Source organism: Methanomassiliicoccus luminyensis B10 (assembly GCF_000308215.1).
Classification (GTDB): domain Archaea; phylum Thermoplasmatota; class Thermoplasmata; order Methanomassiliicoccales; family Methanomassiliicoccaceae; genus Methanomassiliicoccus; species Methanomassiliicoccus luminyensis.
Window position 1 is genome coordinate 39,464 of record NZ_CAJE01000006.1, and the last position, 11,184, is coordinate 50,647.

The following is an 11,184-nucleotide window of genomic DNA, read 5'->3' on the forward strand; positions in this document are numbered from 1 at the left end:
TTGATGTTGCCCCAGCCCATTATGGGCCCAAGATAGGTGGGCATGATGACGGCTGAGAAAGGGGATATCGAGCTCAAATGGACCACCAGATGCATCACCTGCAAGAACCGCGTCCGGTGCCTCAACGAGAAGGTGGAGCGAGGTTCAAAGAAATGCCTGAACCTCCTCCGCCTCCTGGAGAAGCAAAAGACGTCATGAGATGACCGCGCCGGCCACCGTGATCACGTAGGTACCGGCGAGGTCTGTCCGGACGATGGTGGCGCCGTGTGCGGTCAGGCGGTCCACTGCCTCCGCGTGGGGATGGCCGTAGGAGTTGCCGGCACCGACCTCGATGATCGCTATATCAGGAGTGACGGCGTTCAAGAACTCGTCGGAGCTGGAGTACCTCGAGCCATGGTGAGCGGCCTTAAGCACGTCGACGTCAAGATCGTATGAGTAGTGCTCCACCAGCCACGCCTCGACCTCGGCTCCGATGTCCCCGGTGAACAGGAAGGAGCGGGACTCCGCGGTCATGCGCACCACGATGCTGGCATCATTGGTGTCATCGGCCGCGGCGTTGATGGTCAGGAGCCTGAAGTCCTCGGTGACGCTTATGTTGAGGTAGTCGCCGGGGTCGAGGTCCTCGTCGGTGAAGATGGGGCAGCCCTCCGCCTGCGCCGCAGCCAGGAAGTCCCGGTAGGTAGTGGTGTTCTGGGCGGGCAGGGGGACCCCGGGATGGTAGACGCTCCGCACCTCCAGCTGCTCCAGGACCTCGTCCGCTCCGCCTATGTGGTCCGCGTCTGGGTGGGTGAGTATGAACGCATCCAGCGCTGTCACCGATCTGCCTTGCAGGTAGGACAGCAGCGTCGAGTAGGACCTGGTGCCGGCGTCGATGAGGACGACCTTCCCGTCCGAGGTGGTGATCAGCTCGGCGTCGCCCTGGCCGACATCGATGAAGTCGACCCTAACGTTCTCCTGATAGCTGGTACCCTCGGGCAGAACGCGGAAGGTGAAGGTGACATTGCCGGCCGCGTGGCCTGGGTACGACATCTCCAGGTGCCATATGCCGGTCGCCAGCGGGCCGTCGGTATCCTGCACGGTGAGGTACTCCCCCTTGCTGACCGCGGAGTCGTTGTTGAGGTCGCGGAACAGCAGGTCTACGGTAGGAAGGACGTCCTCCATGAGGTAGGTGCCGTTCACCGGCCCCGCCGAGGAGGCGCCGCGGTCGCCGTGGCCCATGCCGGGGCCGTACAGCCGGAAGCTCAGGTCACCGACGCTCGGCTCCGGGGAGAGGTCCCCGAAGTAGATGCTCTGGGCGCTCTGGTTGACCCGAACGATGTCAGGAGCCGCCGGCGGACCGTCCGGCGGGGAGCCCAAGGGGCCTCCCAGCCTGACGTACGCGAACGCGGCCGCGCACAGCAGCATCACTGCGAAAAGCATCGCTACGACGATCCTAGTCCCTCTCTTCAGAGAACATCCCGCAGGCGCTCATGCCCTGCTGCGTCTTGAAGTTTTCCTGGGGTGAGAGCGGACCAGGCCCGGCATCAGAGATCGGTGCTCAGCTCGATCTTGGCGATCTTGGACCTCTCGCACTCCATTCGCGTCAGGGGAGGGAGCTTGCCCTTCATGGCCATGAGGTCCCCTGCCACCACCAATGCGCCTTCCACGCCCGCTATGGCTGTGACATCATCGAGAGCGGCCCTTAAGCTCTCCTCCGACCTGACGGTCACAAGGTTCCCCAGGCGGGTGGCGCAGGCGTCCGCCAGGGTGACGTTGGCGGAGATCACCGTGGCCGCGTCGGCGACGCCGAAGGAGATGGATGGTCCGATGGTCGCCGACGAGGTGCACATGCCGAAGACGCCCTCGCGAGGGGGCACAGCAAAGCCTATCCCCCTGACGTGTTCGCCGGCGTACAGGCCGATGCTGGCGCTCTCGTTCAAAAGCAGCGCGACGTCCCCGCCGTTGTCCACGATGGCCCGCTCCGCGCCGGCCTCGCACATATCCCGGACCGCTCTCTCGGCGATCGCGCCGGCCACGCTGGCCATGGGGCCGACCCCCGCGGACGCGGCCGCCTCGCACATTCTGACGATGAGGGGATCGGCGCCCTCCGGCGCGGGGTACGGCTCGAGGGTCAGCCGGAAAAGGGGGTCCTGCCGGATGAACCGCTGTATGGTCTGCCTCGAGCGGAAGATGGACGCTTCGGCCACCGGGACGAACTGCTCGTCCGCGACGATGGTGACCGCGGTCTCCCCGACCTCGAAGTGCTTCCGCATCAGACCTTTAGCCTCATGGCCCCCGGCGGGCAGGCGGTGATGCACATGCCGCAGGCGATGCACCGGTCCGAGCGGAACTCCACCTTCCAGGTGCCGCGGTCCAGCTCCATGGCCTCGGCGGGGCATATGGACACGCAGGCCCCGCAGTGAGTGCACCGGGTGTCGTCCTTGGTCACGAACTCGTTCAGCTCCCTGACTAGCACCCCCATGTCCTGGAGGTAGGCAACGCCCTTGCTGAGCTGGGCAGGGGTGCCCTCCACCTCGATCAGGAGCTGCCCCCCGTCCACCTTCACCTCCGCCTTGAGGATATTGAACTTGAGGTCGAACTCCTTGACCAGGGCGTAGGCCACCGGCTCGTTCGCTTTCTCGGGGGTGAAGCGCAGCTCCACCTTCTTCTTGGGCATTACAGCACCTCCTCTCGGGAGCGGACGTCCAGCGGCTTCTGGACCCGTTCCTTCGGCAGCACCTCCACCGGCGGGGTGAGGGTGAACTCCCTGTCCGCGATCATCTTCTTCAGCTTGTCGGCGATGATCCTGGCCTTGTAGTACGACGAGAGCGAGGAGGTCTTGACCTTCTTGCCGAAGAGGTCGACGTGCCCTGATCTCAGCTCGGCGTAGCTGACCTCGGCCATGGGCTTGCGGTTGCGGGACTGGATCGAGTAGTCCAGGACCGGCGCGAAGATCTTGTCGTCGGTGATCGACGCGGACCTCATGAGGTCCTCGTCCAGTATGGGGATGGGGACCCCGATGCCGATGCCCAGGGTGGTCCCGTAGCCGGTGAAGCTGAGGGCCCGCACGAACTCGTCGCTCATGCCGTTGAGGTCGCCGATCACCGCCAGCGCCCTGGCCGAGGAGGCCGGCACCCCGTTCCTCACCGGAACGTTGGTCTTGTACTGCGTCCCTTCCCATGCCACGTACCCGATGCCCCCGCCCAGGAAGATCCTGGTGCCCATGCCGATGGTGCGCAGCTGGGGGTCCTTGAGCAAGGGAGAGAGCTGGCCGGCGCTGCTGTACGTCACGTTGCCGTAGCTCGGCAGAAGCTCGCCCATGTAGGTGTACAGCGTCTTCTCCGACGAGTTGGTGGCAACGCCGTAGTTCTGGTACATGTTCCTGGGATTATACATGTACGCCTGGTTCACCGTCTTCAGTGAGATGTAGGTGTCGATGTCCTTGCGGGGGTAGCAATCAGTGCCGTACGCGGTGGCTCGCAGGTGCACCGCCTCCCCCTTGATCAGGGACTCGATGACATGCGCTCCCCCATAGTCCAGCTTCATGTCCTCTTTCAGCTCCGTCGCCCCGATGTACGCGTCGACGGCGGCCAGTCCGGTATAGGCCGGGACGTCGTTCAGCCACACCTTGGACATCTTGATCGGCGGCTCGGAGTGCCCGAAGTTGATGAACGCGCCGGAGGAGCACATGGCGCCGAAGGTGCCAGTGGTCACGACATCGACCTCCTTGGCCGCCTTCTCGACTCCCTTCTCCTCCACCAAGCGGATGGCTTCTTCCGCCGTCAGAACTACGGCGTCGCCCTTCGCGATCTTGGCGTTTATCTCCTCATAGGTCCTCAGCAACGTATCACCTTTTACAGCAGTCTCCTGGCCAGGGCGAGTTCGGCGTTGAGCACCGAGCCTCCCGCCCCGCCGCGGATGGTGTTGTGGGACAGCACGAACATCTTGAAGTAGTTGTCCTTTTTCCGTACGCGGCCCACCACCGCGGCCATCCCCGCGGCCCGGGCGGGCTCGCCGGCGTTCACGTCGATGGCCGGCTGGGGGCGGTTATCCTCCCTCCTGACGATGACCGGCCTGACGGGAGCGGTGGGCAGCCTCAGCTTCTGCGGCTCGGCGGCAAAGGTCTCCAGGGCCTTGATCATGCCCTCGACGTCGGCGTCCTCGGAGGTCTGCAGCACCAGCGATTCCAGGTGGCCGTCGACGACCGGCACGCGGGCACAGTTGGCCAGCACCTGCACCGGAGAGTACGCGAACTTGCCGTCATTCACTGTGCCAAGGATCTTGGCCAGCTCCATCTCCATTTTCTCCTCCTCGCTCTTGATGAAGGGGACGATGTTGCCCATTATGTCCAGAGACGGTACCCCGGGGTACCCGGCCCCGGAAACGGCCTGGTACGTGGACACGCTGACGAACTTGAGGCCGAAGGCCACGTCCACCGCCTTCAGCGGCAGGGCGATCCCGGTGGTGGAGCAGTTGGCGTTGGTGACGATGTACCCGCCGTCGGCAAAGGTCCTCTGCTCCTTGACCATGTCCAGGTGGTCGGAGTTGCACTCCGGTATCAGCAGCGGAACGTCCGCTTCCATGCGGTGGGGCGCGGCGTTGGAGAAGACGGCGTTCCCGGCCCTGGCAAGCTGGGTCTCGAAGTCGCCGGCGATGTCGGTGGGCAGCCCGGAAAAGGAGACCCTGGCGGCCTTGGCGATCTTCTTGACGTCAAGCTGCTCAATCCTCGCCTCCAAGGTGTCCTCCTTGAACTGGTGGTCCTTGATCTTCAGGGTGTCGCCCAGCCTCTTGCCGTCGGACCTCTCCGAGGCGTACAGCCCGGCCATCTCGAACTGCGGGTGGTCCTCCAGAAGCTGGATGAACCTTTGGCCTATCATGCCTGTCGCCCCTAGGACGGCGACCTTGATCTTTGCCATCGTTATTATCCTCCGAAGTATTCCTTGCCTTCCCTCATCATCCGGTCGAAGGCCTCCCGGTCCCCTTTGGCCGCGGCGTCCTTGAGGTCGTCCACGGCCTTCTGCAGATAGGTCAGCGCCTCGTTGTTGAAGGGGTTCAGGTGCTGGATCTCATAGTAAAGCTGAGCGTTCTCCGACGCCACCCCCCTGGCCGTCTCGGCCTGGCGGCGGAAGGTGGTGGAGGCGGCCCGGTTGAGGTCGCCGTAGCTCTTGCCGCTCTGGTTGAGGGCCTCGGCGAAAGCGATGTTGACGGCGTGGCTCATTCCCAGCACGTACGCCATGAGGGGGTCGTGCTCCTCCACTTCGATGGGTATGAGGTTGGCCCCGTCCATCAGCTCCCGGGCGCGGTTCGACGCGGACGGGGAGCCGCAGTCGCACACCACCACGTTGCGGTCGATGATGGAGGCGGTCTCCGGCCCGAACATGGGATGGACCGAGCAGACCTCCAGGCCGTCAGCGGCAGCATTCCGGAGGGTGCCTAGGAGCGGCGCCTTGATGGAAGCGATGTCGAAGACCAGCGCCTTGGGCTGGAGGGCCAGGATGCTCTTCAGCACCTCCTCGGTAGTGGAAATGGGCACCGCCACCACGATGACCTCGGCGTCCTTGACGCCCTTGTCCAGGTCCCTCTCCACCGGGAACTTGTCATTGTCCCCGCTGTCGTAGATCCTGATCTTATGGCCCCTGGCGGCGAAGAAGCGGCACATCCAGTCGCCCATCTTGCCGTTCCCGCCGACCACCAATATGCGCTTGGACAGGGCCGGGCGGGGGATCCTCCCCTGCTGCTCTATGGACTCGTGGATGAGCAGGGTGGCGATCTCGCTGGCCGATTCAGCGGACATCCCGAACTCCTTGGCCCTTTCCACGTAGCGGGCCACGACCTTCTCTTCCACCGCCGGCGCGCGCAGGGGGATGCCGTCGGCAGCCTTCATCTGCCCCATCTCCACCGCCGCGGCCGTTCGGTTGGCCATCATGCGCAGGATCTCATAGTCTATCTTCTCGATCCTCTTCCGGATGTCCTCGATGCTCTCACGCAATGAAATCGCCTCTCAGGCATAGGTCTGCCAATACTAAAGCTGTGGCGGCCTCCACCACCACTACTGCTCGGGGCACGATGCAGGGATCGTGCCTCCCTTCCACCTTTATGGTGGTGTCCTCCATTCGTTCCAGGTCCACGCTCCTCTGCTCCATGGATATGGACGCGGTGGGCTTGAACGCCACCTTGAAGTCCAGCGGCATGCTGTTCGATAGGCCGCCCAGCACCCCCCCGGCATTGTTCGTGACGGTCTGAATGTCCCCGTTGACCACGGTGAATATGTCGTTGTGCTCGGAGCCGCGCATCTCCGCGGCGCGGAATCCCACCCCGAACTCGACGCCCTTCACCCCGGGGATGGCGAAGATCATCTTGGCCAGTTCGCCCTCCAGCGTGTCGAAGAAAGGCTCCCCCACTCCGATCGGAAGCCCCAAGGTCAGGCAGCGGACCACCCCGCCCACACTGTCCCCTTCCTCCTTGGCCTCCATGATCTCGTGGATCATATCCAGGGCGATGGCCGGGTCGGCGGCCCTCACGGGGTTCTCCCTCGCTGCCCTCCGCACCTCCTTGAAGGTGCGGTCCTCCTCGTCCACTACCTTCCCGAGCCTCTGGGTGTACGCGGCCGTCTGCACTCCCAGCGAGCGCAGCATCTCTTTGGCCACCGCGCCTGCTGCCACGAGCGGCGCGGTCATGCGGCCGGAGAACTGCCCTCCCCCGCGGATGTCGTGCGAGGCCCCGTACTTCCTGAGGGCGGTGAGGTCGGCATGGCCGGGGCGGGGAACGACCTTGAACTTCTCGTACTTGCTGGAATCGGTGTCCCCGTTGGCGATGAAGATGACGATGGGAGCCCCGGTGCTGGAGCCGTCCTTGGTCCCGGCGAGCAGCTCCACCCTGTCCGCCTCCTGCCTAGGCGTCCCCAGCGCTCCCGACGGGCGGCGCAGGTCCACCTCTCTCTGCAGGTCGTCAAGATCGACCTCTATACCCGCCGGCACCCCGTCCAGCACACACCCTATCCCGGGGCCGTGGCTGGAGCCGAATATGGTCACTCTCAGCGCGGTGCCGATGGTATTCATCCCGACGCCCCCACGTCGGCCCCCAGGGCCTTGAGGTGCTCCAGGAACCGGGGGTAGGAGACGTCGTAGCAGCTCCCGTCGGATATGGCGGTCGGCCCTTCCGCCACCAGGCCCGCCACGGCCGCCGACATCAGGATGCGGTGGTCGCCCAGCGGGCTGATGTTCTTGCCCTTCAGCTTGGCGGGGCCCTTGACCACGCATCCGTCGGCGGTGGCCTCGATGTCGGCCCCCATGGCTTTGAGGAATGAGGTGACGGCGGCGATGCGGTCGCTCTCCTTGAACCTGAGGTGCTCGGCGTTGGTGAGGCGCGTGGTCCCTTCGGCCTGGGTCGCCAGCACCGCCACTATGGGGAACAGGTCGGGGCAGTCACCCATGTTCACGTCCATGGCCGCCAGCGCGCCCTTCTCCACGGTGACGGCGTCGCCGACCCTCTTCACCGGGGCCCCGAAATCGCCCAGGATCTCCAGGATCCTCCTGTCGCCCTGAGGGTCGTGGGGGTCGAGGCCGCTGACGGTCACCTTCCCGGTCAGCGCGGCGGCCGCCAGGGGGAACGCGGCCGAGGAATAGTCCCCTGGAACGGCATAGTCCAGGGAGCGGTACGACTGTCCTCCCAGGACCCGGTAGCCGTTCTTGGTCTCGTAACATATCGCCCCGAACTTGGACATCATGTCCACGGTGATGTCCACGTACGGCTTGGACTTAAGGGGGGTGGTGATGACGATCTCGGTGTCCCGCTCCTTGAGGATGGAGGAGATGAGCAGGGAGGAGATGAACTGCGACGAGATGTCTCCCTTGATGTGCGCCCACCTGCCTTTGTTGGGGCCCCTGATGATGAGGGGGGCCATCCCGTCCCCGCGCGCCGAGACCGCTTTCACCCCCAGTTCGTTGAGGGCGTTCAGCAGCGGCTTCATGGGGCGGGACTGCAGGGAAGCGTCCCCGGTCAAGGTGACGTTGTACGGCAGGAGCGAGGCTACCCCGGCGAGCAGGCGGATCGTAGTTCCGGAGTTGCGGCAGTCGATCTCCCCGGAGGGGGCTTTGAGCCTGCCGCCCCGGACAGTGCAGGCGTCGCCCTCCGCGTCGATGATGGCACCCAGCGCCTCCACGCCCTTCAGGGTGGCCATGGTGTCCTCGCTCAGCAGCATATTGCTCAGCCTGGAATCGCCCTTGGCAAGGGCCGCCAGCACCAGCGCTCGGTGTGTGTAGCTTTTCGAGGGCGGTGCCGCGATGGCGCCGCTCACGTTGGATGGCCTGACCTGAAGCTTCATTTGTTCCCCTCTCCGTTGTATATGTCCACCACGGCGAGCTGGCGGCCTTTCATGGCGGACAGGAAGTCGCGGACCTTATCCTCTTCCACCAACATTACAGTTGCCGGTCCCGTTCCGGTGACCCCGGCGGAGAGCGCCCCGCTCTGCAGGGCGGCCATGGCCACCTCCTGGTCCAGGCCCGCGGCCGCGGAGTAGCACATGCCGTTGAGCGTGAGCGCCAGATGGTAATCGCCCTCCAGGGCCCGGCGGAACGCCAGGTCCGTTATCCCGGACACCGCCCTGATGCGGTCGAGGGGCAATGAACCCTTGCGTATCTGGAGGTCGGGGATGTCGATCACGACCTTGAGATGATCGGGCATGATGTCCCGGGCCAGCAAGGTCTCGCTGCGGTTGTCCGTCATCACGATCCCGCCCAGCATGGAAGCGCAGGCGTCGTCGAAGGCGCCGGTGACCGATACGCCGGCCTCGATGGCCGCCCTGGTGCCCATGCGCACCAGGTCCAGGGGCTCGTCCGCCAGGCCGAGGGCGTCCACGGCCGCCTTGATAATGGCGTTGGCCGCGGCGCTGCTGCTCTTCAAGCCTCTCGATATGGGGATCTGGGAGGAGGTCCTCACCCGGGCGTGGTACCTCTCCCCGGGAGCGTGGCGGTCCAGGACCGCCCGCACGCACCTCTCCGCCAGGCCGGGGTCCTCGCCGGGGAACCCGTCCATGACGACCTCCACGCCATAGCCCTCGGTGAGCTCCACCTCGGCCACGGTCCTGAGGTCGATGCCGAAGGCTGCGCCCTTGCCGTTGGCAATGGCATTGACGATGGTCGCCGCGCCGTGACTGGTCCCGCTCCCCCGCATCGGTATCCCTTACTGCCCCGCTGCCCCGGACATGACCTCATAGGCCGGCCTCTGTCCGGTCCAGGCCTCAAAAGCATCCATGGCTTGATAGATTAACATTTCCATGCCCGAGATGGTCTTGGCACCGCGGGCCCCCGCTTCCGCGAGGAAGGGGGTGATCCTCGGATTGTATATGGCGTCCATGACCACCTGCCCGGGACGGAACACCCGCGGATCGATGGGCAGCTCGTGGGGGAACCCCGCCATGCCCAGGGGGGTGCAGTTGATCACCGCGTCGAACCTCTCCGAGGCGGCCTCGCCGTGCCCTATGGTCTGAGCGGAGAAGTCCTCGGCCACCTCTTCCGCGCGGGAGATGGTGCGGTTGGTGATCCATATGTCCGCTTTCTGGTCGCGGAGGAACGAGCAGAACGCTCTGGCTGCTCCCCCGGCCCCGATGACCAGGGCGCGCTTCCCGCGCACATCGGCGCCGGCGGCCCCGAACGCTGCGGCCAGGCCGGTAACGTCGGTATTCCTCCCGATGAGGCGGCCGTCCTTGTTCACGATGACGTTGACCGCTCCGACATTCTTGGCCGTTGGGTCAACCTCGTCAAGGTGCTCCATCACGCTCTCCTTGTGGGGAATGGTGACGTTCATCCCATTGATGCCGAGGTCCCGCATGACGCTCATCAGCTGGCCAAGTTCCTCCTCGCTGCAGGGGAACTTAAGATATCTGCCGGGGATGCCCAGGGCCTCGAACGCGGCGTCGTGCATCTTTGCCGAGTAGGAATGGCCAAGGGGCTGCCCCGTCAGGCCGGTGATGATGGGCTTCTGCCCCAGCCCCTTCAGCGTGGCGATGTCCATCTGCCCGGGGGCGGTCTCCTTCCCTCTCTCCAGAGCCGCGTAGGTGAACTCGCACCCCATGCGGTCGGAGAGGAGCCTGGTCACTTCCCCGAGCTCGCCCATGCCCAGCAGGATGAACTTGTGCTGCGTCTGGGAGAACAGCTTGGCGGCGCTGACGAGGTCATGGAGATCGCTCACCGACCTCACCATGAACGCCGCCTTGACGAGGCGGCCGTGAGAGGCAACGCTCACCAGGGTCTCGACGATCTTCGATACCTTCGGGGTCTTCTCGAAATCGTGGTACGAGGCGATGACGTTCGCCCCTCGCAGGTCGTGGTCCGCCCTCCTCATCAGGGATGAGCTGACCTCCAGGTCGATGTGCTCGAAGCCGCCCCGGACGACCCGGCGGAAGAAGCGCAGCCTGGCCTCATCATCCAGCGCGCACCTGCCTCCCTGGTCCGCGGTCCTTAGGGTTGCTATCTTCGGCACCTTGACCTGCTTGAAGGGAGCGAGGTCTTCAGGCAGGTGGTCCATTAGGTCGAACCGGACCTCCACCAGATCCGCGCCCCTCTCCTGGGCCGCCAGGCAGGAGCGGACCGCCTCGTTCACGTCCTTCTCCGCCACGGCCACGCAGGCCTTCATCATACCTCCGTGATGGTCTCGTTTATCGCGTGGCCGAAGTGCCTTCCGCCCTCCTCCAGTCTTACGAGGACCATCTGTCCCACTTTAAGGTCGGAGATGGACACCGGCCCGTCGGGGGTGCACAGTCTGATCGTCTCAGCGTTCTGCAGGATGGTGCTGAACCTCCTGCCCTTGGCGTCCACTTCCACCAGGAGGAGGGGGCGCCGCTCCACCTTGGCCCGGCCGACCACCACATTGCGCGCTTTCCCCTCGGAATCGACGGCCAGGAGCTCCTCGCCGCCCTTGACCTCGGAGAGGTACTTGGTCTTCCCGGAAGAGGTCAGAACGTACGCGTGCACCGCCCCGGCGTTGACGCGGAACGGGCGCGAGGCGACGTACTCGCTTTCCATGCTCTCCGAGCTGATGAGGAACAGGCAGGCGGACTGCGAGCCGATGAGCATCCCCTCCCCTACGCGGAGGAGGGAGCAGGTGTCCACACACACTCTGTCGCCCACAGTAAGTGGGGTGATCTTGGTGACCTTGACGGGAGCGAGCTCGACCTGCGACCCTGCCTGCGCGGCCACGGGCGTAAAA

12 protein-coding genes are annotated in these 11,184 nt (G+C 65.0%); 1 reads left to right on the plus strand and 11 read right to left on the minus strand.

What is annotated here, in order from left to right:
• Positions 1 to 45 precede the first annotated feature (45 nt).
• Entirely contained in the window at positions 46 to 198 is a 153-nt protein-coding gene (locus tag WYS_RS15865) for a hypothetical protein (protein WP_162137681.1), read from the plus strand.
• Here WYS_RS15865 and WYS_RS14010 read toward each other — a convergent pair.
• From WYS_RS14010 to WYS_RS02140, 11 genes are all read right to left on the minus strand, one after another.
• Positions 193 to 1,419, minus strand: coding sequence for a ComEC/Rec2 family competence protein (locus tag WYS_RS14010; RefSeq protein ID WP_019176499.1), 1,227 nt, complete (start codon positions 1,417 to 1,419; stop codon positions 193 to 195). The two genes, WYS_RS15865 and WYS_RS14010, sit on opposite strands and share 6 nt — an antisense overlap.
• 104 nt (positions 1,420 to 1,523) lie before the next feature.
• Complete coding sequence (locus WYS_RS02095) at positions 1,524 to 2,252, minus strand: UPF0280 family protein (RefSeq protein ID WP_019176500.1); 729 nt, start codon at positions 2,250 to 2,252, stop codon at positions 1,524 to 1,526.
• Positions 2,252 to 2,656, minus strand: a complete 405-nt coding sequence (locus WYS_RS02100) for an NIL domain-containing protein (RefSeq protein WP_019176501.1) — start codon at positions 2,654 to 2,656, stop codon at positions 2,252 to 2,254. Before WYS_RS02100 ends, WYS_RS02095 begins: the two co-directional genes overlap by 1 nt.
• Entirely contained in the window at positions 2,656 to 3,822 is a 1,167-nt protein-coding gene (locus tag WYS_RS02105) for a homocysteine biosynthesis protein (RefSeq protein ID WP_019176502.1), read from the minus strand. Before WYS_RS02105 ends, WYS_RS02100 begins: the two co-directional genes overlap by 1 nt.
• A gap of 11 nt (positions 3,823 to 3,833) precedes the next feature.
• Positions 3,834 to 4,895: an aspartate-semialdehyde dehydrogenase gene (gene asd / locus WYS_RS02110; protein WP_019176503.1), complete on the minus strand. Its 1,062-nt coding sequence runs from the start codon at positions 4,893 to 4,895 to the stop codon at positions 3,834 to 3,836.
• A 5-nt stretch (positions 4,896 to 4,900) separates the two neighbouring features.
• On the minus strand, positions 4,901 to 5,968 hold the full coding sequence (locus tag WYS_RS02115; protein ID WP_019176504.1) for a bifunctional chorismate mutase/prephenate dehydrogenase: 1,068 nt from the start codon (positions 5,966 to 5,968) through the stop codon (positions 4,901 to 4,903).
• Positions 5,961 to 7,037: a chorismate synthase gene (gene aroC, locus WYS_RS02120; protein WP_019176505.1), complete on the minus strand. Its 1,077-nt coding sequence runs from the start codon at positions 7,035 to 7,037 to the stop codon at positions 5,961 to 5,963. The genes WYS_RS02115 and aroC overlap by 8 nt, the downstream gene beginning before the upstream one ends.
• A complete protein-coding gene (gene aroA, locus WYS_RS02125; protein ID WP_019176506.1) occupies positions 7,034 to 8,302 on the minus strand; it encodes a 3-phosphoshikimate 1-carboxyvinyltransferase in 1,269 nt (422 codons plus the stop codon). Before aroA ends, aroC begins: the two co-directional genes overlap by 4 nt.
• The gene (locus WYS_RS02130) at positions 8,299 to 9,150 is read right to left on the minus strand and encodes a shikimate kinase (RefSeq protein WP_019176507.1); all 852 of its coding nucleotides are present in this window, start codon (positions 9,148 to 9,150) and stop codon (positions 8,299 to 8,301) included. Before WYS_RS02130 ends, aroA begins: the two co-directional genes overlap by 4 nt.
• Before the next feature lie 9 nt (positions 9,151 to 9,159).
• Positions 9,160 to 10,611 (minus strand): shikimate dehydrogenase, encoded by a 1,452-nt coding sequence (aroE, locus tag WYS_RS14015; RefSeq protein ID WP_187120206.1) that lies wholly within the window; start codon positions 10,609 to 10,611, stop codon positions 9,160 to 9,162.
• A partial coding sequence (locus tag WYS_RS02140; RefSeq protein WP_019176509.1) for a 3-dehydroquinate synthase II occupies positions 10,611 to 11,184 on the minus strand: 574 nt, incomplete at its 5' end. The genes WYS_RS02140 and aroE, both read right to left, overlap by 1 nt.

Coding starts and splice junctions, on each gene's coding strand:
- WYS_RS15865 (WP_162137681.1), top strand. CDS start 46: ATGACGGCTGAGAAAGGGGATATCGAGCTCAAATGGACCACCAGATGC.
- WYS_RS14010 (WP_019176499.1), bottom strand. CDS start 1,419: ATGCTTTTCGCAGTGATGCTGCTGTGCGCGGCCGCGTTCGCGTACGTC.
- WYS_RS02095 (WP_019176500.1), bottom strand. CDS start 2,252: ATGCGGAAGCACTTCGAGGTCGGGGAGACCGCGGTCACCATCGTCGCG.
- WYS_RS02100 (WP_019176501.1), bottom strand. CDS start 2,656: ATGCCCAAGAAGAAGGTGGAGCTGCGCTTCACCCCCGAGAAAGCGAAC.
- asd (WP_019176503.1), bottom strand. CDS start 4,895: ATGGCAAAGATCAAGGTCGCCGTCCTAGGGGCGACAGGCATGATAGGC.
- aroC (WP_019176505.1), bottom strand. CDS start 7,037: ATGAATACCATCGGCACCGCGCTGAGAGTGACCATATTCGGCTCCAGC.
- aroA (WP_019176506.1), bottom strand. CDS start 8,302: ATGAAGCTTCAGGTCAGGCCATCCAACGTGAGCGGCGCCATCGCGGCA.
- WYS_RS02130 (WP_019176507.1), bottom strand. CDS start 9,150: ATGCGGGGGAGCGGGACCAGTCACGGCGCGGCGACCATCGTCAATGCC.
- aroE (WP_187120206.1), bottom strand. CDS start 10,611: ATGAAGGCCTGCGTGGCCGTGGCGGAGAAGGACGTGAACGAGGCGGTC.